Genomic DNA, 26,556 nt, shown 5'->3' with positions numbered 1-26,556 from the left:
GCTGGAATCGAGCTACCGCGAAGGAGAACACCGATGCGTATTGTCCACTTTGGACACGCTTGCACCCTTCTGGAGACCGAGGGCGCGCGGATCCTGATCGACCCCGGCACCTTCTCGGCGGGCTTCGAAGGCGAGCGTGAGCTGGACGCCATCCTGATCACCCATCAGCATTTCGACCACCTCGACATGGAAAGGCTGCCCGCGCTGCTGGCGGCGAACCCCGGCGTGCGGCTGATCGTCGATCCGGGTTCCGCCGAAGCGGTGGGGAAGATCGGCGCCGAGTTCCAGATCGCGAACCCCGGCGACGCCCTCGAAATCGGGTCCAGCGCCGTCAACGTCGTCGGCGGTGAGCACGCGGTGATCCACGAGGAGATCCCGGTGATCCCGAACGTCGGCTACCTCGTCGACCACGGCGCGTTCTACCACCCCGGCGACTCGTTCTTCGTGCCGGAACAGGAGATCGACGTCCTCGGCCTGCCCACCGGCGCCCCGTGGCTCAAGGCAGGCGAGGCCGTCGACTACCTGCGTGCGGTGTCGCCGCGCCTCGCCGTGCCGATCCACGAAGCCGTCCTCGCGCGGCCGCAGATGCACTACGGGCTGTTCGCGAATCTCGCCCCGGAGGGCACCGAGGTGAAGGTGCTCGATGTCGGGGAGCCGGTGAAGCTTTAGCTCCGGTAAGCCAGTTTTCGCACCAGGATCTCCGCCGGCCCCCGATAGGACCTGCGGTGCATCAAGTACGCGACGACGACCGTCAGCAGCCACACGCCGAGCCCGCACGCCGCCGCCACGAACGTCTTCCCGCTCAACCCCAGCATGAACGGTGGCGCCAGGATCAGCCACGCCACCGACTGGAGCAGGTACGCGCTCAGCGTGCGCTGGCCGAGGGCGGAGATCGCGGTGACCACGACGCCGCGGCGCTTCTTGCCGACCGCCATACCGACGAGGCCGAACAGGCTGATGTAACCGATCGCGCCGAACAGACCGGCTCCCTCGTACATCAGCTTGGCGAGCCCGGCGGTCCCCTCGTCGAAGCCGACGTAATCACCGGCGAACAAGCCCATCGGCAACGCACCCGCGATCGCGACGCCGAAGCCGCCGAACAGGCCGACGAGGAGAACCTTTCGGTTCGGCTCCTCCAGCACGCGTTTCTTCGCGGCCCAGGCGCCGACCCAGACGAAGAGGATCGACGACAGCAGGATCGCCGTGCTCATCGGCCATTCGGTGAGGCGCTCGCGCACGGCGTCGCCGTACGTCGGCGCCAGTGACGACACGTCCTCGACGGACGGGACCGGCGCGCTCCCTGAGTTCCCGGTGAACACCAGGTACATCAGCACGGCGAGGTAGCAGACGCCGAACCCGAGGTACAGCACCGGAATCCGGTAGAAACCCTTACCACGCCGCAGAAGCAGCAGAGTGAACACCACGCCGAGCACGCCGTACGCGCCGAGCACGTCACCGGAGAAGAACAGCACCCCGTCGACAGCACCGAAGACCAGCAGCCACGCGTGACGGCGAAGCAGAATGCCACGCGTCCGCGGCCACGGCTGCCCCAGCGCTTCCTGGCGGTCGGTGAACTGCACCATTCCGTAGCCGAGCATCATGCCGAACAGCGGCAGCGCGCACGCGTGGACGAACACGAACAGCAGCACGAAGTACGGCCGTTCCAGGCCTTGCGGCGTCTGGTCCACGCCCGGCGTGTTCCCGAGGAAGATGCTCGCGGTATGCGCCAGCGCGACGAGCAGGAGCGCGAAACCCCTGGCCAGATCCGGTGCGAGCACACGCTCGCTTATCGGTGTCGATGTCATGGATCCCCCTTTAGTATCCAACGTACACTAACTAGTGTCCGACGGATACTAAAGGCGAAGGGGATGCTTTGTCAGCTCGCCTCGACGAGAGCGGCGATGCCGTCGAGCACGACGCCGAGACCGAAGTCGAAATCGGAGTTCTGTTCGGAGCCACCGAGTCCCGAGGTCAGGAAGCCCGCGGCATCGGGGAAACGCTCGGGGTCGATCAGCGCGGCAAGGCCTTTGCCGTAGGCCTGCTCGGCCTGCGCCTGGCTCAACCCGCTGCCCTTCCTTCCCTCGGCGAGCTGGATGGCCTGCGCGCAAGCGAGGCGGACATAGCCGCCGACCAGCACCAGGATCCCGCCCTTGGTGCCCCAGTCGAGACCGGTGTCGCGCAGCGTGCGCAGGATCGCGTCCATCCAGGCGACCGCGTGCGGTCCAGCCGGAGGACCGGCCAGCGGCAGCTCGACCAGCCACGGGTGCTTCATCAGGACATCGCGGTTGGCCTCGGCCAACGTGGTCAGCTCGGCCCGCCACTCGCCGGTGGACTCCACCCGCGGCGGATCACCGATGGCGAAGTCGGCCATCAGCTCCAGCAGCTCCGCCTTCGAACCGATGTGGCGGTACAGGGACATCTTCGTGACGCCCAGGTCCGTCGCCACGCTCGCCAGCGTCACGTTCGCGACGCCTTCGCGATCGGCGAGGTCCACCGCGGCCGCCACGACACTGTCGATGTCGAGAACGGACGGCCTGCCGCGCGTCGGGCGCTCCGCCCGTCGCCAGAGCCGCATCAGCGTCGCCGGTGCGTCCCCCTCGTCGGTCATCCCGACAATTTAACCCGCGTTCGAGAGAGCGAGCCGTAGGTGGTTCCGAAAGCGCGGTTCTCCAGCGAGACGTCGACGGCGTCGAGGAACGCCTGCCGCAGCCCCGGCCGGGCGAGATCCGCGGCGTCGATGCCGAGCCGGACGAGCCCACCGCGGCGCGCGGCCCTGGCGGCGGCCAGCACCAGCGCGAAACAGCGGACGGTCTCCGTCCGGTGCGAGGGCCCGCCGAACTCCTGCACCCTGGCGCGCCGCACCTCACCGGACACCAGGTCCCGTACCGAGACCAGGTCCGCGCACAGCCTGAACCCGTGCTCGCGCAGAGCCTGGAGGGTGCCCTCGGAAGCGATCCAGCGCGGTGGCGCGAAACCGTCGACGGCCATGCCGTTGGCGTCGAGCGCCGCCTTCGCCGCGATGAGCCGCAGCCGCGCCTCGTGCGCGGGAAGCGCCGCGAACTCGGCACGTTTACCCAGGTAGACGGCACGATGGGTGGGCGGTACCTGGTGGTCGTAACCGTGCAGGAGGACGGAGTCGCCCTGGGTGCGGCGCGTCCTGACCCACTCGGTCACGGGGCCCTCGCCGGTGCGAGCGGCGTAGAGCACGGACAACGGGACCCTGCGCCGGTCGAGTTCGGCCGCGAGATCGGCACAGCGGTGCAAGGTCCGGGTGGTCACGCCGGACAGGGAAACCAGCAAACGTGCATCCACCCCACCAGTGAGCCAGCCGGGGCTTTCGCTCGCCTGACGTCGGAGTGAACTCCGCAGGTCAGGCGGGCCAATCCTGCAGCGACCGGCCGGTGATGCGTTCGTACGACTCGATGTACCTCGCCCGCGTGGCGGCGACGATGTCCTCGGGCAGGGGTGGTGACCCCGGTCTGTCCCGGCGATGCCAGCCGGACGCGGGACTGGTGAGCCAATCCCGCAGCGGCTGCTTGTCGAACGACGGCTGCGGGCTGTCCGGCGCGTAGCCACCGGCCGGCCAGTAACGCGAGGAATCCGGGGTCAGGACCTCGTCGGCGAGCACGAGGTTCCCCTCGCGGTCGATGCCGAATTCGAGTTTCGTGTCCGCGAGCAGGATGCCGCGTTCGGCGGCGAACTCCGCGCCGCGGCGGTACACCGCCAGCGTCGCGTCGCGGACCTCCTCGGCCCGTTCGCGGCCGAGTTGCCCGACGACGTCGGAGAAGGCGATGTTCTGGTCGTGCGAGCCGCGGTCGGCCTTCGTCGCGGGGGTGAAGATCGGTTCGGGGAGCCGGGACGACTCGGTCAGGCCCGGGGGAAGTTCGACCCCGCAAACCCTGCCGCACGCGCGATAATCGACGAAACCGGTACCGGTGAGGTAACCGCGGGCGACGGCTTCGAGCGGCAGCATCGCCAGCCGCCGCACCAGCAGCGCGCGGCCGCGGACCTCGGCGGGGATGCGTTCGTCTTCGTAGGAGACCAGGTGGTTGGGGAGGACATCGGAGAGCAGGGAGAACCAGAACACGCTCATCGCGGTGAGCACCCGCCCCTTGTCCGGGATGGGCGTGTCGAAGACGACGTCGCAGGCGGAGATCCGATCCGAAGTGACGAGCAGCAGATGCTCGTCATCGACGGCGTAGAGCTCTCGGACCTTGCCGGCGGCGATCTTCGGGTATTCGAGCGTCGTCACGGCTGCACCCTAGCGATCAAGGATGATGGCTGATCATGCCGATCCACTGCGTTTCGTTCACGACCGACTACGGGCTGAGAGACGGTTTCGTGGCCGCGTGCCACGGCGTGATCGCACGGATCGCGCCGTCCGTACGGGTGATCGACGTGAGCCACGAGATCCCTCCACAGCAGGTCAGGACCGGCGCCGAGGTACTCGCCCAGACCGTGCCGTACCTGCCGGAGTCGGTCCATCTCGCCGTCGTGGACCCCGGCGTCGGCACGGCGCGGCGCGGCGTCGTGGTGGTCACCGGGCGCGGAATGCTCGTCGGCCCGGACAACGGACTCCTCATTCCCGCCGCCGAAACACTCAGCGGGGTGATAGCCGCGTACGAACTCGCGGCCCCGGAGTACCGCCTTCCGGTGACTTCGTCGACGTTCCACGGACGTGACGTCTTCGCCCCCGCGGCGGCGCATCTCGCGCTCGGTGTCGCCCCCGAGGAGTTCGGGCCGCGCGTCGACGACCTCGTGCGCCTGCCGGACCCGTTCGTGGCGGTGTTCCCCGGCAAGCTGGTGGCCGAGGTGCTCACGGTCGACCACTTCGGCAACGTCCAGCTCGCCGCGAGCCCCGCCGACCTCGAACTGGCCGGACTGTCCGGCACGGTTTCCGTCAGCAGCGAACACGTCCTGGTGAAAGCGCTGGTCGGCGACACCTTCGGCACGGTGCCGCCGGGCCGGAACGTGCTCTACACCGATTCGGCGGGACGGCTCGCGGTCGCCGTGAACGGCGGTTCGGCCTCGGACGTGCTCGGGCTGGGGCCCGCCCAGGAGTGCACGATCACCTCGTCGCCGACGGACACCTGACCCGGGCCGGTCACCGCCATCTTGATCCCGAACGAGACACCGCCCTCGGGCTCGCGGCGGTAGTCGGCGAGCGAACGAATCGGCTCGGGACCGGCCTTCTCGCCGGTCTCCTGATCGACCATCGGCACCGTGCAGCGGATGCAGACCTTGGCGTACCCCAGTTCGAGGCCGCCGGCGGTGAGCGAGCGGACGTCGTCCTCGCGGTGTGCCTCCGGCCAGCCCGCGACGACGATGTTGGGCCGGAAGCGGTCCATCGGCACGGCCTCGGCACCCCGCGACGCGATCCGTTCGTTCAGACCGTCCAAAGAGGACTCGGAGGTCAGCAGGATCGCGTGCGCGTCGGCGAAGGCCGCGGTGCCCGGGATCTCGCCGTTGGTGACGCGTTCGTGCTCGGGAGCGAGCCCGACGAACACCGACGGCAGGCCGAGGACGGCGGAGAACCACTCGGCGGCCTCGTCACCCTGGTGGACGCCCTTGCCCTGCCAGGTGAACGTGGCCGCGGGATGCCGCGGCCCGTCCGTGACCGTCTCGACCAGCAGATCCTCGACGCCGGGAGCGGCGAGCCGCAGACGGGCGCCGTCGTCCAGGACCGCTGGCCGGATCGAGGCCATCACCGGATGCTTCCGCTGGCTGCGGAACTCGCCGTCCGGGGAGACGACCATCCAGGCACGGTCGAACCTCAGCCCCGCCGGGGTGACGTCGGCCGTTTCGACCGACGTCCCGGCGCAGCCCTTGACCGGGTAATAGACCAGCTTCGCCACTCTCGCCATAGCCGCAGGTTAACGAGTCAGGTCTCGTGAGTGGTAGGGACGGTTAGAACCGTCCTTACCACTCACGAGACGTGCCCCACCACGCCACCGCCGCCCTTTGCTCGCCGCCCTCACAACACCTGCGACAGGAACCGCTGAAGCCGCTCGCTCCGCGGAGCGTCGAAGATCGCCTCCGGAGCACCTTGTTCGACGATCTTCCCGTCGTCCATGAACGCGACCTCGTCGGCGACGCCGCGCGCGAAACCCATCTCGTGGGTGACCACGAGCAGCGTCAGGCCGCGCTCGGCCAGCCCAGCCATCAGGGTGAGGACGCCCTTGACCAGCTCCGGGTCCAGCGCGCTGGTCGCCTCGTCGAACAGCATGACCTCGGGCTCCATGGCGAGCGCCCGCGCGATCGCGACCCGCTGCTGCTGCCCGCCCGAGAGCGCGCTCGGCCGGTACGGCGCCTTGTCGGCGAGGCCGACCTCGGCGAGCCGGGCGTGCGCGATCTCGGCGGCCTCCGCCTTGCCGAGCTTCCGGACGCTGCGCAGCGGCAGCGTGATGTTGTCCAGCACGCTGCGGTGCCCGAACAGGTTGAAGTGCTGGAACACCATCCCGACCCGCTGCCGCAGCGCGTCCGGGTCGGACGAGATGACGCTCTCGCCGCCCAGCAGCAGGTCACCCGAGTCGGGCTCCTGGAGGCGGTTCACACAGCGCAGCAACGTCGACTTGCCGGAGCCGGACGGGCCGATGATGCAGGTCGTGCGCCCCTTCTCGACCTTGAGGTTCACGCCCTTCAGCACTTCGAGGGTGCCGAAGGAGACGTGGATGTCGCGGAGTTCGACGCTGGAGGAACGTACGGCGGTCGTCATGACATCGGCACCTTTCCGGCGTTCAGCAGTTCCGTCTGGCCGCCGTCGTCGTCGACCCGGATCTTCTTGCCGGTGCGCAGCTTCTTGTCGATGTAGTTGACCAGATGCGTCAGCGGCACGGTGATCACCAGGTACACCGCGCCCGCCGCGACCAGCGGCGACAGGTTCCCGGTGTTCGCCGCGAGGTCCTGCCCGATGCGGAACAGGTCGCGCTGCTCGGCGAGGAAGCCGAGGAAGTACACCAGGCTGGAGTCCTTGACCAGCGCGATGAACTGGTTCACCAGCGCGGGCAGCACCCGCCGCACACCCTGCGGGATGACGACGAGCGTCATCGCCTTGGTGTAGCTCATCCCCAGCGCGCGGCTGGCCTCCATCTGCCCTTTTTCGACACTCTGGATACCGGCGCGGAAGATCTCGCCGATGTACGCGGCGGCGATCAGGCTCAGCGCCAGAATGCCCAGCGGGTACGGATTCCGGGACAGCGACGGGATCAGGATCCCGCCGCCCTGTCCGATCACCAGGATGGTCAGGATCGCGGGCAGGCCGCGGAAGACGTCCGTGTACACCCGGGCGGGCCAGCGCAGCCACGCCTTGCTGGACAGGCCCATGGTGGCCAGCAGCATGCCGAGCACGGTGCCGATCAGCGCTGAGAACACCGACAGGATCAGGGTGTTCAGCAGGCCGGTCCCGAGGAGGTCCGGGAAGACCTCCCAGATGTACTCCCAGTTCAGGAAGGTGTTGAGGAAGTCGTCCACTTACTTCTGCCCGGCCTTGAACTCCGCGGGCACCGGCGCGTTCGGCTCGAACCGCTGGTGCACCTTTTCCCATGTCCCGTCGGCGATGACCGCCTTGAGCCCGGCGTTGATCTTGCCTGCCAGCTCGGTGTTGCCCTTCTTGACCGCGAAGCCGTGCGGGATGGTCGTGGTGATCGCCTTGATCACCTTGAGCTTCGCGTCCGGGTTCTTCGCCGCGTAGTCCTCGGCGGTCGCCTGGTCGAAGATCGCGCCGTCGATCGCGCCCGACTTGAGCGCGGCGAGGGTCGCGGCGTCCTGCGGGAACTTGACGGCCTGCGCGGTGGGCGCGTTCGCCGCCAGCCAGCTGTCCGACACCGTGCCCTGCACGACCCCGATCCGCTTGCCCGCCAAGGAGTTCTCGTCGGTGATACCGGTGCCCTCGCGGGCCTCGATGCCGAGCGACTGGTAGTTGTACGGCGCCGAGAAGTCGACGGTCTTGCGGCGTTCGTCGGTCTGTGAGATCCCCGAGCTGCCGATGTCGAACTTGCCGTTGGCGACCTGGCTCAGCAGCGTCGAGAACTCGGTGGAGACGAATTCGAGCTTCAGGTTCTGGTGCGCGGCGATGGCCTTCAGCAGCTCGTTGTCGAACCCGGTGAACACGCCGTTTTCCTGATAGGCGTTGGGTTTCGAGTCGCTGAGCGTGCCGACGCGCAAGGTGCCGGCAGTGGCGCTCTCACCGCCGCCGCACGCCGCCAGCACCGCCACGAGGACGGCGCCGACAGCGGCGGCGAGTGACTTCTTCATCGTGATCCTCACGCCTTGAACTGGTCCGGGACCGGGGCCGTCGGCAGGAACTTCTCGTGGAGCTTGACCCAGGTGCCGTCGGCGATGACCTGCTTGAGGCCCTCGTTGATCTTGGTGAGCAGCTCGCTGTTGCCCTTCTTCACCGCGAAGCCGTGGGGCACGTCGGTGGTGAAGGACTTGACGACCTTGAGCTTCGCGTCGGTGCTCTCCTTGACGTTCGTCTCGGCGATCGCCTGGTCGAGGATGTAGGCGTCGACGGCGCCGCTCTTGAGCGCGGCCAGCGCCGGGGCGTACCCGGGGAAGCGCACGGCCTGCGCGTCGGGCACCGTCGAGGTGAGCCACTTGTCGCCGACGGTCGCCTGGATGACCGCGACCCGCTTGCCGGACAGGCCCTTCTCCTCGGTGATCGGCGAGCCGTCCTTGGTCTGGATGCTCATGACCTCGAAGTTGTACGGGCTGGAGAAGTCGACGTTCTTCTTGCGCTCGTCGGTCTGCGCGATGGCCGAGCTGCCGATGTCGAACTGGTTGTTCGCGACCTGGCCCAGCAGCGAGGAGAAGTCCGTCGAGGCGAACTCGAGCTTCAGGTTCTGCTTGGCGGCGATGGCCTTCAGCAGCTCGTTGTCGAAGCCGGTGTAGTTGCCGTTCTCGACGTAGATGTTCGGCGGCGCGTCGCTCAGCGTCCCGACGCGCAACGTCTTCTCGGCGGCGGACTCGCCGCCACCGCAGGCGGCGAGCACGGCGACGAGGCCGGCGGCCAGCGTGGCGAGCAAGGTTTTCTTCATGGTTTCAGACCCCCGCGTTCTGGACGGGCAGGCCGGGGCCGCCCTGTTCGAGTTCCTTGGGCAGCGGCTCGGTCTTGAAGAACTGAGCGTGCAGGCGGGCGACGGTGCCGTCCGCCACGGCCTTCGCGAGGCCGTCGTTGAGCTTCTTCAGCAGTTCCTTGTTGTCCTTGCGGACGGCGAACGCGGACGGCGTGTCCTTGGTCTCGACGGTGTAGCCGAACTCCAGCTGCAGATCCGGGTTCTGGTCGATGTACTTCTGCCCGATGTCCTTCGGCACGACCCAGCCGTCGAGGCTGCCGCCCTTCAGCTGCGCGAAACCGGCGTTGTAGTCGGGGAAGCGGACGACGTTGGCGCCGGGCACCTTGCCGGTCGCGAAGTCGTCCTGCACCGACGCCTGCACGACGCCGAGCCGCTTGCCGGTGAAGGCGCCAACGTCCTTGAGGCCCGCGCCCTTCTTGGTGATGATCGAGGTGAACCCGGTGCTGTAGCCGTTGCTGAACGCGACGGTCTTCTTGCGGGCCTCGGTGGTGGAGATCGTGGAGCTGCCGATGTCGAACTTGTTGGTGGCGACGGCGGCGAGCAGACCGGCGAATTCGGTGCCGACGAACTCGACCTCGAAGCCTTCGCGCTTCGCGATGTCGCGCAGCAGTTCGTTGTCGTAGCCGGTGAAGGTGCCGTTCTCCAGATAGATGGACGGCGGCGCGTCGGTCAGGGTGCCGACCCGCAGCTTCTGGCCGCTCGCGCCCGCGTCACCGGAGCCGCAGGCGGCGAGGGCGAGGGTGGCCGCTCCGGCCGTGACGACGGCGACGAATTTCGACAGCGTGGATCTCATCGCTTCTTCCGTGGGTTCGGCGCGCAAGGCGCGATACAAACACGCCAGGCCGCCTCATGGGCGGCCTGGCGCTCCGGGTTCAGCGATCGAGATTAGGCATTTCGCCCGATCGAGTAACTTCGTCTCACTCTGTGAACACCCCCGGGTGGGGCTGCTCACAACGCGCGTGAAGGCCCCCTTCCCTCGGCTCAGCCGAGGGAAGGGGGCCTTCACGCGCGGTCAGAGAATCGGCGCCGGCGAGTAGTTGGCCGCCTCCGGGAAACGCTCCAGGATGCCCTCGACGCGGGACGCGATCGCCGCCACCTGACGGGGCGCGACACCGGTGAACGAGATCCGATCCGCGAGGAGTTTGTCCAGCTCACCACGGTCGAGCGGGATGCGCTCGTCGGCGGCGAGCCGGTCGAGGAGGTCGTTCTCCGCCAGCCCCTGCTCCCGCATCGCGAGCGCGACGCCGACGGCGTTCTCCTTGATCGCCTCGTGAGCGGTTTCACGCCCGACACCCGCGCGGACCGAGGCCATGAGCACCTTCGTGGTGGCGAGGAACGGCAGATAGCGATCGAGCTCACGTCCGATGACCGCCGGGAAGGCGCCGAACTCGGCCAGCACCGTGAGGAAGGTCTCCAGCAGGCCGTCGAGCGCGAAGAACGCGTCGGGCAGCGCGACCCGGCGGACGACGGAGTCGGACACGTCGCCTTCGTTCCACTGGTCGCCGGCGAGTTCGCCGATCATCGACAGGTAGCCGCGCAGGACCACGGCGAGGCCGTTGACGCGCTCGCACGAACGGGTGTTCATCTTGTGCGGCATGGCCGACGAGCCGACCTGCCCGGGCTTGAAGCCCTCGGTGACCAGCTCGTGGCCCGCCATCAGGCGGATGGTCTTCGCGAGGCTCGACGGGGCGGCCGCGAGCTGGACGACGGTGGACAGCACGTCGAAGTCCAGCGAGCGCGGGTACACCTGGCCGACGCTGGTGAACACGTTCTCGAAGCCGAGGTGGGCCGCGACCCGCGACTCCAGTTCGTCCAAAGTGGACTCATCACCGAGGAGGTCGAGCATGTCCTGCGCGGTGCCGACCGGACCCTTGATCCCGCGCAGCGGGTAACGGCCGATGAGGTTTTCGAGCCGGTCGAAGGCGACCAGCAGTTCGTCCGCGGCGGTGGCGAAGCGCTTGCCCAGGGTCGTCGCCTGCGCGGCGACGTTGTGCGAACGGCCCGCCATCACCGTGTCGGCGTGTTCGACCGCGATCGCGGTGAGCCGGGCGAGCACCGCGCCAACGCGGCCGCGGACCAGCTCCAGCGAACGCAGCACCTGCAGCTGCTCGACGTTCTCGGTGAGGTCCCGCGACGTCATGCCCTTGTGGACGTGCTCGTGCCCGGCGAGCGCGTTGAACTCCTCGATGCGGGCCTTCACGTCGTGCCGGGTGACCCGCTCGCGCGCGGCGATCGAGTCGAGGTCGACCTGCTCCAGCACGCGTTCGTAGTCGGCGACGACACCGTCCGGCACCTCGACGCCGAGGTCGGCTTGCGCGCGAAGCACGGCGAGCCAGAGCTCACGCTCCAGCACGACCTTGCGTTCCGGGGACCACAGTTCGACCAGCTCAGGCGAGGCGTAGCGGCCGGCGAGCACGTTGGGGATGCGGGGCTTGTCCGTCACGCGGCCAGACTAACCCCCCGCAATTCGTCACCTACTTGCGCCACAAGCGCGCCGTGACACCTCGCCCTGACTGCAAGTAGGTGACTAATCGCGGGGGTCGAGGGCGCGTTGGAGCATGCGCGAGGCGGCGGCGCGCGGCTCCGGGTCGACCTCGATCAGCGCGTTGACCACGGCACCGTCGACCAGGGCGACCAGCCGCTCCAGTTCGGTGCCGTCCACAGGCGTGCCGGAGCGCGCGAAGATCTCGTGGAGCAGCTCGTACAGCTGCGCGGACAGCGTCCGCATCAGGGGCCGAAGATACGGACGGCGACCTGTCCCGACGAGGCGTTCGTAGCGCAGGAGAACCGCTTCGGCGTCGGCCTCGCGATCCGGGCGGAGCGGGCCCAGGAGCATGTCCAGCACCAGGTCGACGGTGGCCTCGACACCGCGGTTGCGGGTCGCCAGCTCGTCGAGGCGCTGCCGCCCGGTCTCCAATTCGACCTTCGCGTGATGTTCCACAGCCGCGGTGACCAGCTCTTCGAGCGAGTCGAAGTAGTACGTCGTCGAGGCCAGCGGCAGCCCCGCGCGTTCGGCGACCGCACGATGCCGCACGGCGTCGAACCCGCCCTCGGCGAGCAGCGACGCGGCGGCCTCGATGAGCTCGGCCCGGCGTCGCTCGCCCTTCGGCGTGGTCGCTGCGGCGGTCATGGCGGGCTATTTTGCCAGGCGCGCTCAGTAGCGGGCGGCGAGCACACCGGCCAGCCTGTCGACGTCGGACTCGGGGAGGGCGGGCCTGCCCGAGCCGTCGCCGAGGCTCACCACGACCACCAGCGATCCCTTGGCGGTGGTCCGGCGCGCTTCAGCCGCCCCAGTGGGCACCGACGGGACGGCCGAACCGGCCGGGAAGACCGCGACGGAGACCGTGCCGCCCGGCACCGGGAACCCCGCGGACCTCGCTCCCGTCGTACAGAGGTCGCCGGGCGTCGATGTGGCGACATCCACGGGGACCGGGAGCTCGCCAGCGAGGGCGGTGGCGAGCTCCCGGTCCACCTGGTCGCACCCGTAGGTGCCTTCGGCCGTCTTCTGGCCGGTCCTCTCTGGCCCGTCGCCCCCCTGCTGAGGCGGCGGGTTCGAGAAGTTCGAGGGGTCCCCGCTGTCAAGAGGACGTACGGACTCCGCACCAGGTTGCCCCGCGGAGGCCGCTTCGTTTTCGGATTTGACCGCGCTCCCCATCTGGAGCTCGGTTCCGCCGAGCACGCCGAACATGCCCACTCCGGCCAAGACCAAAACCACCGCACTACAGGCCACCGCGATACCGTTTCGGCGTCGAGCGGTGGCGCGTTTCGAGGCGCGGACCACGTCGGCGGTGTCGAAGGTCGGCGACGGCGCGTCGCCGGGGGCGTCACGGAACAACGCCTTCAGGTCATTCTCGTCCATCCCGTGCCACCTCCTCCTTCTCCATGACCTGCCTGAGGTTCGCCAGCCCTCGCGCGGTCTGGCTCTTCACGTTTCCTTCGCTGCACCCGAGCGCCTTCGCCGCCGCACCGACGTCCAGCCCTTCGAAGAACCTGAGCACCAGCACGGCCCGCTGCTTCGGGGGTACTTCGCGCAACGCGGCCAGCAGGTCTTCCCTGGTGACGACCTGCTCGCCGAGGTCGAAGCCGTCCTGCGGCGGTTCGGGCAGCTCCTCGGTCTGCCACTCCCGCCGCCACGGCCGCCTCGACTCGTCGATGGCCGCCCTGACCAGCGTCTTCCGCACGTAGGCGTCGGTCGCCGCCCGTTCTCTGATCTTCTTCCACCTCCGGTGCAGCGCGACGAACGCCGTCTGCGCGAGGTCGTCCGCACGATGCCAGTCACCGCAGAGCATGTACGCGGTCCTGCGCACGGAGTCCCGCTTCGCGGCGAAGTACTCCGCGAACTCTTGTTCGTCGCGCTGGTTCACGCGGTTTTTGTCTCCGCTCTTGCCTCGTCGGTGGGTAGGACGGAACCGGGGGCGTCCACGGTTGCATGAGCGGGCGTGGCGGACCAGCCGGGGAGGAGATTCACCGCAGGCCCGTCGATGTGATGTGATCGTACCGTGACCTCGCGCTCTCTCCCGCAGATCGATTTCCGCTCCGACACCGTCACCCGGCCGGACGACGTCATGCGCCAGGCCATGGCGAAGGCCGAGGTCGGCGACAACGTCCTCGACGGCGATCCGACCGTCGGCGCGCTGGAACAGCGCGCCGCGAAGCTGCTCGGCATGCCCGCCGCGCTCTGGACGCCGACCGGGACCATGGCGAACCTGATCGCGCTGAGCATTCATCTCCAGCGTGGCGACCGGTTCCTCGCGCCGCGCGGCTCGCACGTGATCACCGACGAGCTCGGGTCCGCCGCCTGGCTCGCGGGCGGCATGCCGGAACCGCTGGAGCACGACGCCGGACCGGGGCGGCCGACGCCGGAAACGCTTTCGGCCGCGATCGGCGTCCCCCGCGGGCCGTACTACGCGCTGCGCACGCCGCTGCTGTGCCTGGAGAACACGCACAACACGGCCGGTGGCGCGGTGACCCCGCCCGACGAGCACGCCCAGCTGGTCGCGGTGGCGAAGGAGGCCGGGCTGACCGTGCACCTCGACGGCGCCCGCATCTGGCACGCGTCGGTCGCGCTGGGGATCCCGCCCGCGGCGCTCACGGTCGGCGTCGACACCGTTTCCGCCTGCTTCTCCAAGGGGCTCGGGGCGCCCGTCGGCTCGGTGGTGGCGGGCAGCGCCGAGTTCGTCGAGAAGGCCCGCCGGATGCGCCAGATGCTCGGCGGCGGCATCCGCCAGGGCGGTGTGCTGGCCGCGGCCTGCCTGGTCGCGCTCGACCGCATCGGGGACCTCGCCGAGACGCACGAGAACGCGACACGGCTCGCGGCCGGGCTCGCGGAGCACGGCTGGGAGGTCAACACTCCCGAAACCAACATCGTGCAGGTGGCCGCTCCCGACCTCGAAGGCAGGCTGGCGTGGCTGGCCGGGCTCGGGATCCTGACGCTGCCCAGCTCCGGCCGGATCCGGTTCGTGGCGCACCGGGACCTTTCGGCGGCGGACATCGAAGAAACCCTTCAACGCATCAAGACCGGGGGCTGAACGTGAGCTGGATCGTCTTCGACTACGGCGACGTCATCAGCGCACACACCGACGCGCTGCCGACCCTGGCCAAGGCCTTCGGCCTCGAAGTCGCCGACTTCGAACCGCACTACTGGGCCGAACGGGTCCGGTACGACTCCGGCGGCACGGACCTCGAGTACTGGCAGAGCATCGGCCGTGCGCTGGACGTCCCGGTGGACAAGGCGTTCTCCGACGAACTGACCTCCATCGACGTCACCGGCTGGACACACGTCGAGCCCGACGTGCTCGAACTGCTGGAGGGGCTGCACGAAGCGGGCGCGGCGCTCGCGCTGCTCTCGAACGCGTCGTCCACCTTCGGGCGCTGGGTGCGCGAGCAGGAGTGGGCGAAGCTGTTCCGCGTGAAGCTCTTCTCCGGTGACCTCGGCTGTATGAAGCCCGACGCGAAGATCTACCGGATCCTGCTCGCCGAACTCGGCGCCGAACCGGCCGATTGCCTGTTCTTCGACGACCGGCAGTCCAATGTGGACGGTGCGCGGGCGGTCGGGATGCGCGCGGAACGCTGGGTCGGCGTGACCGCGGCGAAATCCGGCTTCGGCTCTTCGGAGGAATAATTCACCCTCGTCGCTCATCCGCTTACGCGCGGTGAAGCGGATGACCTACGCTGAACCAGTCCAAACCGATTCACCCCCGGTAGGTGCCCATGTCCGCGGACCAACGCCCGTTCGTGCCCGTCGATTTCGACCGGCCGAGCATCGCGCGGGTCTTCGACGCACTGATGGGCGGCCAGGACAACTACGAGGCCGACCGGGTGGCGCTGCGCCAGATCCTGGAGATCTCGCCGGATGCGCGGGCCATGGCCAAGGAGGTCCGGCACTGGCTGGTCCGGACCGTGCGCTACCTGACCGACCGGGAAGGCATCGACCAGTTCCTCGACCTCGGCTCCGGCTTCCCGACCATGGACAACACGCACCAGGTCGCGCAGCGGTACAACCCCGAGGCCCAGGTCGTCTACGTCGACCGGGATCCGGTGGTGCAGGCGCACGGCCGCGCGCTGCTCGCGGCGAACGACTTCGCGCATATGACGGCCGCCGACCTGACCGAACCGGCCGAGGTCATCGAGGGGCTCGCCCGCACCCACCGGCTGGAGTTCGACCGGCCGGTCGGGCTGATCCTGTGCGCGATCGTCCACCATATCCAGGATCTCGACGAGGCGCGGAAGATCGTCCGTGCCTACGTCGACGCGCTGGCTCCGGGCTCGTTCGTCGCGCTGCTGCATCAGCACAACCCCGCCGACGGCACCGAAGCGGCCGACGTCGCGACGTCGCTCGAGAAGCGCTTCAACGGCACAGGGCTGGACACGCTGTACCGGACGCGCGAGGAGATCGCGTCCTTCTTCGAGGGACTCGATCTCATGGAGCCCGGCCTGACGTATCCGCACCTGTGGTGGCCGGACGGGCCGCGCTTCACCCCGCTTTCGCCCGTGAACTTCACGTCGCTCGGCGGGGTGGCGCGTAAGCCCTAGCGGCGGAGCTGCTTCGGGGTGCCCTTGCCCTTGATGGCGCCGTACGCGGCCGTGCCGAGGAAGACCGCGCCGCCGATGACGGCGATCCAAAAGACGGCCTTCACCAGGAAACCGAGCACGGATCCGAGCACCATGAAGGCCACCCAAGCCAGGATCAGCCCGCCGACGATCTTCCAGAACATGGCATCCTCCGATTGCCTCACCGTGCCCATGCGGGCCCGGTGAGTCCAGGTTGTCAGGCGGAGCTCGAGATCGCCTTCGTTCTGCCTAACGTTCAGGGTGATTTCCGGGTTCCCCCTGAGAGCGGGCGAGCCAGTCGCCGAGCCTGCGGACCCCTTCGTCGATGTGCTCGCGCGAGCCCGCGAAGGAGAACCTCACGAAGCGCCCGCCGTCGACTGGGTCGAAGTCGATCCCGGGAGCGATCGCGACACCAGTGTCGGCGAGGAGCCGCTGGCACCAGCTGAGGCTGTCGTTCGTGTACGCGGAGACGTCGGCGTAGGCGTAGAAGGCGCCTTCGGCCGGTGCGAGCTTGTCGATGCCGATGCTCTTGAGGCCGGTGAAGAGCACGTCACGGTTGACCCGGTAGCGCTCGACGTGGCCGTTGGCCTCCGCGTACGCCTCCGGGGTGAACGCGGCGACCGCGGCGTGCTGGGAGACCGCGGGCGGGCAGATGGTGAAGTTGCCGGTCAGGACGTCGATCGCGCGATGCAGCCGCTGGGGCGCGAGCATCCAGCCGAGCCGCCAGCCGGTCATGGCGAAGTACTTGGAGAACGAGCCGAGGACGAGCGCCTCGTCGCCGTACTGCCAGGCGCAATCGAGCCCGGCGCCGTAGGAGATCCCGTGGTAGATCTCGTCGCTGATCAGCTGCACGCCGTGGGACGCGCACCAGCCGCTGATCGCCGCCAGTTCACCCGGCGGCAGGACGGTGCCGGTGGGATTGCTCGGGCTGGCCACGATCAGCCCCTTGATCGGCCCCAGTTCGTCGAGCAGTGCGACGGTCGGCTGGAAGTTCGTTCCGGCGCCGGTGGCGAACTCGACGACCTCGCAACCGAGCACCTTCAACAGGTTGCGGTAGGCCGGATAGCCGGGACGCGCCATCGCGACCCGGTCGCCCGCCTCGAAGGCGCTGAGGAACGAGAGCAGGAAACCGCCGGAGGAACCGGTCGTCATGATGACGTCCTGCGGGCTCACGTCGACCGGGTAAGTGCGGTTGTAGTGCTCCGCGACGGCCTCGCGCAGTTCCGGGATGCCGAGTTGCTCGGTGTAGCCGAGGTTGTTGTCCTTCAGCGCCCGCTGGGCCGCTTCGAGGACAGGCTGCGGCGCCGGCGCGGACGGCTGCCCCGCGAGCAGCGGGACCAGGTCCCCGTGACTGCGCTGCCGCGCCTGCGCGGCCGAAAGGACGTCCATGACGTGGAACGGCGGGACGGCGGAACGTGCTGCGGGACCGGGGAAGGACATGCGGGTGAGGCTAACTTGCCTTCGCGATGAGAACAGAGAACCCGTCGAGGAGTCGTTGGAGGCCGAACTCGAAGAGCGTGTCGAGGTCGTAGTCGAACGGGGCGCGCGAGACGACGCCGGCGAAGTTCGGGAACCGACCGCCCGAGACCAGGTCCCAGAGGATCGGCTCGTGCTCCGCCAGCCAGGCGTCGGCCGAGACCGCCGTCCCGGATTCGGTGTCGGCTTCGGCCTCGAAGCTGAGGGCGATGCCGCGTACGTGGTTGAAGATCGTGATGTGCGCGTACATGATCGTCGACGGCGGGAGGCCGTGGCCGTCGAGTGCCCGGGTCGCCCAGTCCGCGTGGGCGAGCAGGTTCGGCAGTGGCTGCGGCCGGGTGATCGAGAGCGCCTGCGCGAGCCAGGGATGTCGCCGGAACAGCGCCCATTGCGCCCTCGCCATCAGCTCCAGCTGGGCCCGCCAGCCGGGCGGCGGCTCGGCCGGGAAGCGGATTTCGCCGAGGGCCCTGTCCGCCATCTCGAGGATCAGCTCCTCCTTCGCGGTGACATGGCGATAAAGCGCCATCGTCGCGACCCCGAGGCCGGAGGCGACGCGGCGCATCGAGAGCGCGCGGATGCCCTCCGCGTCCGCGATCCGGATCGCGGCCTTCACCACCCGCTCGCGTGACAGCTCCGCCTCGGTTCTCGGCCCGGGCTTCCGGCCGCGGCTCGCGACGACAGTGCCCGCGCCGGGTTTGGCGACGACCAGGCCGTCCCGCTTCAGCGTGGCGAGCACCTTCGTCGCGGTCGCCATCGCGACGCCCCACTCGGCGATGATCCGGCGGGTCGACGGGACCTTGTCGCCCTCGCGCAGCTCACCGGAGGTGATCCGGTGGCGGATCTCGGCGGCGATCCGCAGATAGGGCGGATCGGTCATGGTCGACTCCCTGCCATAGTGCGCTTAATCTCGGCCTGACTGGCGCACTAGCCTAACCGTACTAGTGCATTGCAGGTTTTCTGCGCTTTTTCCTGGGTTTTGGGCTGGACGTCCATACGTTGTACGCAGTGCTTCAAGACACCGTACACAAGGAGTGGACATGCGGAAGGTCCTGATTTCGGGGGCGGGAATCGCCGGTACAACATTGGCGTACTGGCTGCGGCAGCACGGTTTCGCGCCGACGGTCGTCGAGCGGGCCCCCGCACCCCGCGTCGGCGGGCACGCGGTCGACATCCGCGGGACGGCACTCGGCGTCGTCGACCGGATGGGGGTGCTCGGGCGCCTCCGGGAGCTGAGCACCGGCATGCGCGGGATGTCGTTCGTGAACGGCGCGGGGAAAACCCTCGTGAGGGTCACCGACCACACGCTGACCGGCGGGCTCACCGACAGCGAGGACGTCGAGATCCTGCGGGACGACCTCACCGGCACACTGGCGTCGGTCGCCCAGGAAGGCGTCGAGTACGTCTACGGGGACTGGATCACCGGGATCGCGCAGCGGACCGACGGCGTCCGGGTCACCTTCGCGCGCGGTGAGGCGCGGGACTTCGATCTCGTCGTCGGCGCGGACGGCCAGCACTCGGCCGTGCGATCGCTGGTTTTCGGTGCGGAGAAACAGTTTTCGCACTACCTGGGCACCTGTCTCGCGGTGTTCACCGTGCCGAACTTCCTCGATCTGGACCGCTGGCAGACCTTCCACATGACCCCGGGAAAGCTGGCCGGGCTGTACAGCGCCCGGAAGAACACCGAGGCGCGGGCAATGCTCGGCTTCCAGTCGCCGGAAATCGACTACGACCGTTATGACGTCGAGCAGCAACGGAAGCTGATCGCCGACCGATTCCTGGGCCACGGCTGGGAAGTGCCGCGGTTGCTGCGGGAAATGGAGTCGAGCGAGCTGTACTTCGACTCCATGACCCAGATCCGGATGGACCGGTTCACCGACGGACGCGTCGCGCTGGTCGGCGATGCGGGCTACGGTCCTTCGCCACTTTCGGGACAGGGCACCAGTTTGGCGCTCGTCGGAGCCTATGTACTCGCCGGTTCATTGGCCGCTTCGCTCGACCACCGCGCCGCTTTCGCTTCCTACGAAAGGGAAATACGGCCGTTCGTGCGCCAGAACCAAGCGCTGGCTTCGATGAACCAGAAGAAGCAGACGCGGTTTCGGCAGTGGAAGCAAATCCAGTCGATGCGGCTGCTGCCTTACCTTCCGCTCCGGGGCCGGGTGATGAAGGCGGCCATGCGGCCACTCACGGAGGCGGCGAATGGCCTGGTGCTCAAGGATTACCGATCGCTCGGGGTGTCGGGCACCGGGGCGTGTCGCGAAAGCCACTTTCGCGACGCCTGATGTCCCGAAAGTGGCTTTCGCGACACGACGACCAGGGACTCGCGTGATCGGCCGGACGACACCCGTGACCGGATGGACGACACGCGTGTCCAGACGGACGGCACGCGTGATCGGCCGGACGACGCGCGACGCGATACGGCCGCGAGCGTGTCGGCCATCCAGTCACGCGTGTCGTCCATCGGATCACGCGTGTCGGCCATTGGGTCACGCGTGGCGGCTAGGGCCTGGCCAGGGCTAGTAGCCCTGGTATCCGCCGCCACCGGCCATGGACTTCAGCCCCGGGTGCCCCTCGAAGCCGCCGTACCGCGAGAACGTGTACCGGACGCCCGCGATGATGTTGTCCACCGGGTTGTAGATGTCGTCGTGCCCGGGAAGCTTGTGCGCGTTGAAGGTCGGGTCGATGCACTGCATCAACCCCTTGGACGGCGTGCCCTTCGCCGCGTTGGAGTCCCAGTTGTTGATGGCGTTGGGGTTGCCGCCGGACTCCTTCTCGATGATCGTCCAGATCTTCTGGATATCCGCCTCGGTCACTGGGATCCCGTTGGCCTGCAGGATCTTGATGGCCTCCTGGATCCACTGCTGGACGTTGCCCGGTGGCGTCGTCGACGGCGGGCCACCGCTCGGGCCGAGGCCGCCGCCCCCACCGCCACCGCCGCCGCCTCCGCCGCCACCGCCTCCGGCGTGGAGACCACCGGTGCGCTTCGGGACGGAGCCGTCCTTACCAGGCATCGGGATCTTCGAGTAGCCGCCCTCGATGTCCTTCTTCATCAACTCTTGCGACTTCTGGATCATCTGGTTGGCCTGGTCGAGCAGGCCCTTGACCCGGGTGTCGGCATCGCCGGCGATCTTGTTGATGTCCGTCTTGGCCTTCTGGATGATCTCGGCGGCCGAAGGGCTCGGCGCCGGCTTGTGATCCTTCTCGGCCTGCGCGGCGGCCTGGATCGCCGCGTTCTTGTCCGTCTCCGCCTGGGTGTTCCGCTTGTTGATCGCTTCCTCGGCGCCCTTGTAGGCGTCGGCGACCTGGGTCTTGATGTTGCCGAGGTCGGCGTGGACCCGGTCGAGGTCGTCGACGACCTTGCCCAGCTGCTCTTCGACGTTCTTCCCGGCCTTGGTGATCGACTTGACGTACTCGAAGAAGGCGTCCGCGGCGGGCCCGGCCCAGACCCCGCCGTTCAGCGCCTGGGTCGAATTGGTCAACGCCGCGCTGTGGTCACCCGCGTTGTCGGCGGCCGTCTTGAACTGCTTCGAGGCGTTCTGAATGGCGGCCAGATTGACCTTTTCGATCTGTTCGGCCTTCTTGACCAGTTCGCCCCAGCCGTCCGGCACCCCGGCGCCGACACCGTTCAACCCCACTGCTCAAGCCCCCTTGTTCCCTGGCCCCCGGCCTGGCGAATCGTCACAGATCTCCGTGCACCTTCAGGTTGTCCACGTGGACCGCTTCGGTCTCCTTGATCAGGCCTGCCGCCTTTCGCAGCACGAAGGCCGTGGCCTCCATCAGCTGACCGGCCGAATCGAATTCGTTGTGGACCCCTTGCTTGAACTTGCCGACCGCGCCCTTCGCGTCCCCGTGCTCGTCCACTCCGCCGAAGGGGCTTTCCTTCTCGTCATCCATCCCGGTGACGCCTTTTCTGGTCTTCTCGAACTCGTCCTTGAGCTTCTCCACCTGACCGGCGGCGATCCCCATGGATTCCGGGTCGTACACAGGCACGGTTCGTCATCCCCTTCACGGAAAAACTCGTCTCCGCCCGATCAGACGCGCGGCCGATCAGGACGGTTCCCGCGCATACTTTAAGACCTCGGAAGCAAGCCGTGTGCGCATCCACGCCAACTTCCACCCCGCCGATAATCGGGCGAATCAGAAATCGGCGACTTCCCGGATCCGGGTCGCCAGCAACTGGTTGTCCGCCGGGGTGATGGTCGCCCAATCCCGCCCGTCCCGGTTCCGCGCGACCTGGAACAGGTACCGGCCCGCGTCCGTGTCGTAGAAGGCGACCACGCTGTCCGCCCGCCGGGGGCGGCCGTCGCGGCCCGCGCGTTCGACACCGAACTGGCCGCGTGCCTCCTGGCCGAGCAGCATGCCCGCCACCTCCTGGGCCTGCCAGAGGGGCACGTCCAGGTCTTCCAGCGCGGTCACCAGTGCCTTCGCGTCGCCGCGGGCGGCGGCGTCGGCCTGGACGAGGACGTCGTGGGGGATGCTGATCGACTGGCCCACGCCGGGACCGAGATCACCCGCGACCGAGACCGCGGCTTCGGCGAGGGAGCTCTCCCTGGCGGGGATCAGCCACACCTGGCCGGAGTCGATCACGCCGAGCAACGCCTGGTTGCCGACACTCACCGCCTGGCCCTTGATCTCCCGGTCGGTCCACACCCAGACGTCGATCGCGACCCGAGGGTGCGCGAACAGGTTCAGCATGTCGACCAGCTCGCCCGAGGCCTGGTGCCCCCGCGCGAGACCTCGCGCGCGCAGGGATTCCCAGGCCTCTTCGATCAGCGCCGCCCGCTCCGTGTGGGTCGTTCCGGGGCTCGGCACGTCGAGGGCGACATGGCGGCTGGGCAGCCTTTCGGCTTCCCAGAGCGTTTCGAACTCGAGTGCGGACAGCACCAGGCTGCCGTTGTCGTTCGGCACAGGTTCAGCGCGTTTCGGAGTTGCCGTGGTCGCCGATCACGTCCGGCGACACCAGCCGCTCGTCGGTGAACAGGTCCTTGTCATCGACGCCGTAACGCCTGATGTGCTCCGCGTCCTCCTCGACGTCCTGAGTGGCCGCGCGCTCCATGAATTTCGACTCGGGCTTCGGCTGCTTCGCGCCGATCTTCTCCGACCGCCGCATGGCCTCCTCTTCGGGAAGCTCACCGATCGGGAGCTGACGAGTCGGCTTCACGCCGCCTTCCTGGCGGGGACGGCGGTCGCGTTCCTTGTCGCCGCTCAGCGCACCACCGGCGACACCGGCGCCGAGCGCAGCGGCACCCGCGCCCAGGTCACCAGCGGCCGGGCCGGTGATCTTCGGGACGGCGGGGAAACCGCGGCCGGATTCGTTGCCGGGCGCCATCGGCGCCTGCGGACCGGAACCGACCGAGCGGCCCTTGCCGAGCGCCTGGTCGCCACCCGCGCCACCGCCGATGTTGCCGAAGACACCCGGTCCGGAGCTGGAGCCGGGGCCCTTGCCGAGAGCGCCGTCGACACCGGGTCCGGTGCCGAACGACTTGCCGGCCGGCTGCGCCGACGTGGTGCTGTTCGGCGGTGCGCTGCCGATGGACTGACCCGGCGGGACGTTCGGGATGTTCGAGGAGTTCGGCGCGCCCGGCGGGACGAACGGCGGCGACGTCGGCGAGCCGGTGCCCGGGTACGAAGGCCTGCCCTGCTCGGGCTGCGGGGACGGCCGGTTCGGCGTCACCCAGCCTGCCCCCGGTGCCGGGGCTTTGGACGGCACCGTCGGCGCGGCGGCCGCGGGCGCCGTGGCCCCGGTGTGCGGCGCCGACGCACCGGTTTTGCGAGCCGTCCCGCCGCCCATGGCGACGCCGTAGGCCGGGGTCGGCGCGTCGTAGGACGGCGCCTTCGGGTTGCCGACGGGCTGCGCGACCGGCGGCACGTACTTCGACTCGACGGCGGCCGACGCGGGCCGCACACTGCCGTCCGGCGTCAGGTCCGTGGCCGTGCCCGCCAGGTCGAGCGGGGCGGACCCGCCACCCGATCCGGCGGCCGTCGTGGTCTGGGTCAGGTTCATCGCCTGGGGGTCGGCCAGGGTGTCGGCCGACAGCAGGTTCTCGCCGCTCGTCTTCGCGTAGTCGTTCAACGCCTCCTGCGCCTGCGCCCGCGCGTTGTTCGCGGCGCTGACGCTCTTGGCGTGGTCGGTCTCGAACCCGATGAGGCTCAGGACGACGTCACCGATGGTCAGGCCGCCGGCGCCCTTCCGGACCACTTCCGGATCCGGGAGCTTGTGCAGGGTCCGGTTGAAGGCCTCACCCTGGGCGAAGATCATCTCCGCGGAATGCGAGACCTTCGAGTTCGCGTCCTGGGAGAAGCCCGCCTGCTCGGTGAACACCTGACCGGCGGCACCGCCTGCCTCGCTCTGCCATTCCACGCCGAGCTTGCCCAGCTCGTCGCGCAGCGTCTTGTCGGTGTCCGCGAGCGCGCCCGCGACGGATTTCAACGCGTCGACGGCGATACCGATGCTGCCGGTGCCGTCACCGCTGCGGAAGCGTTCGATCTCGGTCGCGATCCCGGTGTCGGTGTAGCCGTCGAACCGAAGATCGCGGAGCCTGCCCGCGAGGTCGGAAACGTTCACGCCGCCCTCCCTAGTTGCGTGCTTTCAAGGTCTGCAAAGCCGAATCGGCCGCCTGCGCGGACATCTCGCACAGCCGCGGCATGGTGAACGCGCCGGCGGTGACGGCGACCGCCCGCACCGCCAGCGTCTGTCCTCGGGCGACACCGACGAGCGTTTCGCAATCGCCCGGCGTCCCGGCATCACGGTGGTTCTTGATGGCCGGGAACCCGCCGACCGCCGTCGGTTCCGTCGTCATGCTGTTCTTGCGGCGCTTGCCGGTGAACCACTCTTCGACGTCCGCGGTGATCGTGCGGACGTAATAGCCGTGGAAGGGTTGCGCGGCGTCCGAATCGAGGACACAGGTCGGGCCGTCGATCGGTTCCGCGGCCGCGCGCGGTTTGCTGTTGATCTTGAGCTGGTCCAGCTGCTGCTCGGTGAGCAGGGCACACGGGTCGACGCCCTGCAGGTTCAGTTCGGCGGGCCTGGCAGGCAGCGCCGACGCTTTGGCGCCCTGCGTGACCGAGGCCAGCGCCGGTTCGTCGGGGAACGCCTGCCCGCCCGTGTCCGTGGCGCATCCGGCCAGCACGAGGGTGAGCACCCCGCCGGTCACCAGCACACGAGGCCTACGCCCGGTGTACACCACGGTCCCCGAACGCGGCGGCCTTGTCCGCATCACTGGTCTTGTACTCCTTGGCCGCCGTGCGGAGCTGGTTGACCAGGCCCCGCAGACCGGCCACGTAAGCCCGGACCTGCGCGGCGTACGACTGGTCGCCGTCGGCCACGAGCTCGTTCCAGACGCTGGTCGCGTGGACGCTCACGGTGTCGTTGGCCGGTGTGTCGATGCGCAGCTGGTCAAGCCGCGTCATCAGCTTGTCCTGCAACGCGTCGACCTGTTCTTCGACGATCTTCGCGACTTCGAGCAGCTTCGACGGATCGACTCTGATGTCGGCCACCGACGGTGGTGTCGGGACCGCCGACGTGAGGTCCTGGATCTTGCTCGATGCTGCCATTCCCCACCCCTTGGAAACACGCACGGTGACCGTTCGCCCTGCCGAGGCTACCAACGCCGATGTATCGAGCGCTTAAGCTTCTCAGGAAATACCGGGTTAGACGCAGCGGTCGCCCGGACGGTTCCGCCGGGAATTCACGAGACCGGGGTGGCGATCTCTCCCTTGGCGGCGAGCAGGGCGATGTCGGTGCGGTGGTGGGAGCCGGCCAGATGGACCTTCTCGACCGTCGCGTAGGCGTCCTTGCGGGCGGCCTTCAGGTTCTTGCCGGTGCCGACCACCGACAGCACACGGCCGCCGGAGGAGACCACGGCGCCGTCGTCACGGCGGCGGGTGCCGGCGTGGAGCACGCCTTCGAGTTCGCCACCGGTGATGACGTCGCCGGTCCTCGGCTTGCCGGGATAGCCGTCCGCGGCGAGCACGACGGTGACCGCCGCGCCGGAGTCCCACTCCAGCGGCGGCAGTTCGGCGAGCTTGCCGGTCGCCGTCGCGTGCAGGACCTTGCCGAGCGGGCTGCGCAGCAGCGCCAGGACGACCTGGGTTTCCGGGTCGCCGAACCGGCAGTTGAACTCGATGACCTGCGGGCCCTCGGAAGTCAGCGCGAGACCGGCGTAGAGCAGGCCGGAGAAGGTGGCTCCGCGGTTGTCGAGCTCGTCGACCACGGGCTGCACGATGCGGGCGACGACGTCGTCGACCAGGTCCTTCGGCGCCCACGGCAGCGGGGCGTACGCGCCCATGCCGCCGGTGTTCGGGCCCGCGTCGCCGTCGCCGACGCGCTTGAAGTCCTGCGCGGGCAGCAACGGGACGACCGTGCGGCCGTCGACGAAGCAGAAGAGAGAGGCCTCCGGGCCATCGAGGAAGGACTCCAGGAGCACCGGGTGCCCGCCGTCGAGCAGCATCAGGGCGTGCTTGCGCGCGACGTCGACGTCCGTGGTGACCACGACGCCCTTGCCCGCGGCGAGGCCGTCGTCCTTGACCACCCAAGTGGGGCCGAAACGGCCGAGCGCGGCGTCGAGGCGGGCCGGGTTGTCGACGACCTCGCAGTGCGCCGTCGGCACCTTCGCGGCCGCCATGACGTCCTTGGCGAACGCCTTCGAACCCTCGATCCTGGCCGCGGACGCGGACGGGCCGAAGCAGGCGATGCCCGCCTTCCGGACCGCGTCGGCGACACCGGCCACCAGCGGGACCTCGGGACCGACCACCACCAGATCCGCCTGCCACTGCTTGGCGAGGGCGGAGACGGACTCGGGGTCGGCCGCGTCCACGCCGAGTTGTTCGGCCACCGCGGCGGTGCCGGCGTTACCCGGGGCACAGGCCAGTGCGGTGACGGAAGGGTCTTCCGCGACCGCGAGGACAAGTGCATGCTCACGGGCGCCGGACCCGATTACCAGTACGCGCACGACGCACA

At 68.9% G+C, this 26,556-nt stretch carries 30 protein-coding genes; 6 read left to right on the top strand and 24 right to left on the bottom strand.

Annotated elements, in window-relative coordinates; translation table 11 throughout:
- The first annotated feature begins 33 nt into the window (after positions 1 to 33).
- Positions 34 to 669, top strand: coding sequence for an MBL fold metallo-hydrolase (locus CVV72_RS30725; RefSeq protein ID WP_219147254.1), 636 nt, complete (start codon positions 34 to 36; stop codon positions 667 to 669).
- Here the strand turns inward: CVV72_RS30725 and CVV72_RS30720 are convergent.
- From CVV72_RS30720 to CVV72_RS30705, 4 genes are all read right to left on the bottom strand, one after another.
- On the bottom strand, positions 666 to 1,805 hold the full coding sequence (locus CVV72_RS30720) for a DUF418 domain-containing protein (protein ID WP_219147253.1): 1,140 nt from the start codon (positions 1,803 to 1,805) through the stop codon (positions 666 to 668). The two genes, CVV72_RS30725 and CVV72_RS30720, sit on opposite strands and share 4 nt — an antisense overlap.
- Before the next feature lie 71 nt (positions 1,806 to 1,876).
- Positions 1,877 to 2,608 (bottom strand): TetR/AcrR family transcriptional regulator, encoded by a 732-nt coding sequence (locus CVV72_RS30715; RefSeq protein ID WP_219147252.1) that lies wholly within the window; start codon positions 2,606 to 2,608, stop codon positions 1,877 to 1,879.
- Positions 2,605 to 3,300: a DUF2334 domain-containing protein gene (locus CVV72_RS30710; protein ID WP_219154231.1), complete on the bottom strand. Its 696-nt coding sequence runs from the start codon at positions 3,298 to 3,300 to the stop codon at positions 2,605 to 2,607. Before CVV72_RS30710 ends, CVV72_RS30715 begins: the two co-directional genes overlap by 4 nt.
- A gap of 70 nt (positions 3,301 to 3,370) precedes the next feature.
- Positions 3,371 to 4,252, bottom strand: a complete 882-nt coding sequence (locus CVV72_RS30705) for a phosphoribosylaminoimidazolesuccinocarboxamide synthase (RefSeq protein ID WP_219147251.1) — start codon at positions 4,250 to 4,252, stop codon at positions 3,371 to 3,373.
- Positions 4,253 to 4,287: 35 nt separating this feature from the next.
- Between CVV72_RS30705 and CVV72_RS30700 the strand changes: the two genes are divergently transcribed.
- Positions 4,288 to 5,094: an S-adenosyl-l-methionine hydroxide adenosyltransferase family protein gene (locus tag CVV72_RS30700; protein WP_219147250.1), complete on the top strand. Its 807-nt coding sequence runs from the start codon at positions 4,288 to 4,290 to the stop codon at positions 5,092 to 5,094.
- On the opposite strand, the gene CVV72_RS30695 is transcribed toward CVV72_RS30700, so the two are convergent.
- The 10 genes from CVV72_RS30695 to CVV72_RS30650 form a co-directional block, all read right to left on the bottom strand.
- Positions 4,977 to 5,864 carry an MOSC domain-containing protein gene (locus tag CVV72_RS30695; protein WP_219147249.1) on the bottom strand — a complete coding sequence of 296 codons (888 nt, stop codon included), beginning with the start codon at positions 5,862 to 5,864 and terminating at the stop codon, positions 4,977 to 4,979. The two genes, CVV72_RS30700 and CVV72_RS30695, sit on opposite strands and share 118 nt — an antisense overlap.
- 110 nt (positions 5,865 to 5,974) lie before the next feature.
- Positions 5,975 to 6,715, bottom strand: coding sequence for an amino acid ABC transporter ATP-binding protein (locus tag CVV72_RS30690; protein WP_034312531.1), 741 nt, complete (start codon positions 6,713 to 6,715; stop codon positions 5,975 to 5,977).
- On the bottom strand, positions 6,712 to 7,470 hold the full coding sequence (locus CVV72_RS30685; protein ID WP_219147248.1) for an amino acid ABC transporter permease: 759 nt from the start codon (positions 7,468 to 7,470) through the stop codon (positions 6,712 to 6,714). The genes CVV72_RS30690 and CVV72_RS30685 overlap by 4 nt, the downstream gene beginning before the upstream one ends.
- Positions 7,471 to 8,253, bottom strand: a complete 783-nt coding sequence (locus CVV72_RS30680; RefSeq protein ID WP_219147247.1) for an ABC transporter substrate-binding protein — start codon at positions 8,251 to 8,253, stop codon at positions 7,471 to 7,473.
- A gap of 8 nt (positions 8,254 to 8,261) precedes the next feature.
- Positions 8,262 to 9,035, bottom strand: coding sequence for an ABC transporter substrate-binding protein (locus tag CVV72_RS30675; protein WP_219147246.1), 774 nt, complete (start codon positions 9,033 to 9,035; stop codon positions 8,262 to 8,264).
- A gap of 4 nt (positions 9,036 to 9,039) precedes the next feature.
- On the bottom strand, positions 9,040 to 9,867 hold the full coding sequence (locus CVV72_RS30670) for an ABC transporter substrate-binding protein (protein ID WP_219147245.1): 828 nt from the start codon (positions 9,865 to 9,867) through the stop codon (positions 9,040 to 9,042).
- A 219-nt stretch (positions 9,868 to 10,086) separates the two neighbouring features.
- Entirely contained in the window at positions 10,087 to 11,517 is a 1,431-nt protein-coding gene (purB, locus tag CVV72_RS30665; RefSeq protein ID WP_219147244.1) for an adenylosuccinate lyase, read from the bottom strand.
- A gap of 84 nt (positions 11,518 to 11,601) precedes the next feature.
- A complete protein-coding gene (locus CVV72_RS30660) occupies positions 11,602 to 12,204 on the bottom strand; it encodes a TetR/AcrR family transcriptional regulator (protein WP_219147243.1) in 603 nt (200 codons plus the stop codon).
- 24 nt (positions 12,205 to 12,228) lie between these two features.
- A complete protein-coding gene (locus tag CVV72_RS30655; RefSeq protein WP_219147241.1) occupies positions 12,229 to 12,933 on the bottom strand; it encodes a hypothetical protein in 705 nt (234 codons plus the stop codon).
- Entirely contained in the window at positions 12,920 to 13,438 is a 519-nt protein-coding gene (locus CVV72_RS30650) for a SigE family RNA polymerase sigma factor (protein WP_005152531.1), read from the bottom strand. Before CVV72_RS30650 ends, CVV72_RS30655 begins: the two co-directional genes overlap by 14 nt.
- A gap of 135 nt (positions 13,439 to 13,573) precedes the next feature.
- Between CVV72_RS30650 and CVV72_RS30645 the strand changes: the two genes are divergently transcribed.
- From CVV72_RS30645 to CVV72_RS30635, 3 genes are all read left to right on the top strand, one after another.
- Positions 13,574 to 14,602, top strand: a complete 1,029-nt coding sequence (locus tag CVV72_RS30645) for a low specificity L-threonine aldolase (RefSeq protein ID WP_219147239.1) — start codon at positions 13,574 to 13,576, stop codon at positions 14,600 to 14,602.
- A gap of 2 nt (positions 14,603 to 14,604) precedes the next feature.
- Positions 14,605 to 15,195, top strand: a complete 591-nt coding sequence (locus CVV72_RS30640) for an HAD family phosphatase (protein ID WP_219147237.1) — start codon at positions 14,605 to 14,607, stop codon at positions 15,193 to 15,195.
- A gap of 89 nt (positions 15,196 to 15,284) precedes the next feature.
- On the top strand, positions 15,285 to 16,106 hold the full coding sequence (locus CVV72_RS30635) for an SAM-dependent methyltransferase (RefSeq protein WP_219147234.1): 822 nt from the start codon (positions 15,285 to 15,287) through the stop codon (positions 16,104 to 16,106).
- On the opposite strand, the gene CVV72_RS30630 is transcribed toward CVV72_RS30635, so the two are convergent.
- The 3 genes from CVV72_RS30630 to CVV72_RS30620 all read right to left on the bottom strand — a co-directional run bounded on the left by CVV72_RS30630 (position 16,103) and on the right by CVV72_RS30620 (position 18,477).
- Positions 16,103 to 16,288, bottom strand: coding sequence for a hypothetical protein (locus CVV72_RS30630; protein WP_007032516.1), 186 nt, complete (start codon positions 16,286 to 16,288; stop codon positions 16,103 to 16,105). The genes CVV72_RS30635 and CVV72_RS30630 overlap by 4 nt on opposite strands.
- A gap of 85 nt (positions 16,289 to 16,373) precedes the next feature.
- On the bottom strand, positions 16,374 to 17,564 hold the full coding sequence (locus tag CVV72_RS30625) for a pyridoxal phosphate-dependent aminotransferase (protein WP_219147232.1): 1,191 nt from the start codon (positions 17,562 to 17,564) through the stop codon (positions 16,374 to 16,376).
- Between the two features lie 10 nt (positions 17,565 to 17,574).
- On the bottom strand, positions 17,575 to 18,477 hold the full coding sequence (locus CVV72_RS30620; protein WP_219147230.1) for a TetR/AcrR family transcriptional regulator C-terminal domain-containing protein: 903 nt from the start codon (positions 18,475 to 18,477) through the stop codon (positions 17,575 to 17,577).
- Between the two features lie 160 nt (positions 18,478 to 18,637).
- Between CVV72_RS30620 and CVV72_RS30615 the strand changes: the two genes are divergently transcribed.
- Positions 18,638 to 19,879: an FAD-dependent monooxygenase gene (locus CVV72_RS30615; RefSeq protein ID WP_219147228.1), complete on the top strand. Its 1,242-nt coding sequence runs from the start codon at positions 18,638 to 18,640 to the stop codon at positions 19,877 to 19,879.
- A gap of 234 nt (positions 19,880 to 20,113) precedes the next feature.
- Here the strand turns inward: CVV72_RS30615 and CVV72_RS30610 are convergent, their stop codons facing one another.
- From CVV72_RS30610 to purD, 7 genes are all read right to left on the bottom strand, one after another.
- Positions 20,114 to 21,232 carry a transglycosylase SLT domain-containing protein gene (locus CVV72_RS30610; RefSeq protein ID WP_219147226.1) on the bottom strand — a complete coding sequence of 373 codons (1,119 nt, stop codon included), beginning with the start codon at positions 21,230 to 21,232 and terminating at the stop codon, positions 20,114 to 20,116.
- A gap of 43 nt (positions 21,233 to 21,275) precedes the next feature.
- Positions 21,276 to 21,587 carry a hypothetical protein gene (locus tag CVV72_RS30605; RefSeq protein WP_219147224.1) on the bottom strand — a complete coding sequence of 104 codons (312 nt, stop codon included), beginning with the start codon at positions 21,585 to 21,587 and terminating at the stop codon, positions 21,276 to 21,278.
- Positions 21,588 to 21,734: 147 nt separating this feature from the next.
- The gene (locus tag CVV72_RS30600; RefSeq protein WP_219147223.1) at positions 21,735 to 22,505 is read right to left on the bottom strand and encodes an ESX secretion-associated protein EspG; all 771 of its coding nucleotides are present in this window, start codon (positions 22,503 to 22,505) and stop codon (positions 21,735 to 21,737) included.
- 4 nt (positions 22,506 to 22,509) lie between these two features.
- Positions 22,510 to 24,162 carry a hypothetical protein gene (locus tag CVV72_RS30595; RefSeq protein WP_219147221.1) on the bottom strand — a complete coding sequence of 551 codons (1,653 nt, stop codon included), beginning with the start codon at positions 24,160 to 24,162 and terminating at the stop codon, positions 22,510 to 22,512.
- Between the two features lie 10 nt (positions 24,163 to 24,172).
- On the bottom strand, positions 24,173 to 24,814 hold the full coding sequence (locus CVV72_RS30590) for a DUF3558 domain-containing protein (protein ID WP_255632310.1): 642 nt from the start codon (positions 24,812 to 24,814) through the stop codon (positions 24,173 to 24,175).
- On the bottom strand, positions 24,765 to 25,151 hold the full coding sequence (locus CVV72_RS30585) for a PE domain-containing protein (protein WP_219147219.1): 387 nt from the start codon (positions 25,149 to 25,151) through the stop codon (positions 24,765 to 24,767). The genes CVV72_RS30590 and CVV72_RS30585 overlap by 50 nt, the downstream gene beginning before the upstream one ends.
- A 134-nt stretch (positions 25,152 to 25,285) precedes the next feature.
- Complete coding sequence (gene purD, locus CVV72_RS30580) at positions 25,286 to 26,548, bottom strand: phosphoribosylamine--glycine ligase (RefSeq protein WP_034312495.1); 1,263 nt, start codon at positions 26,546 to 26,548, stop codon at positions 25,286 to 25,288.
- Between the last annotated feature and the right edge of the window lie 8 nt (positions 26,549 to 26,556).

The sequence above is a fragment of the Amycolatopsis sp. TNS106 genome (genome assembly GCF_019330265.1).
Taxonomy (GTDB): Bacteria; Actinomycetota; Actinomycetes; order Mycobacteriales; family Pseudonocardiaceae; genus Amycolatopsis; species Amycolatopsis lurida.
This window is presented reverse-complemented; position numbering and strand designations above follow the sequence as displayed.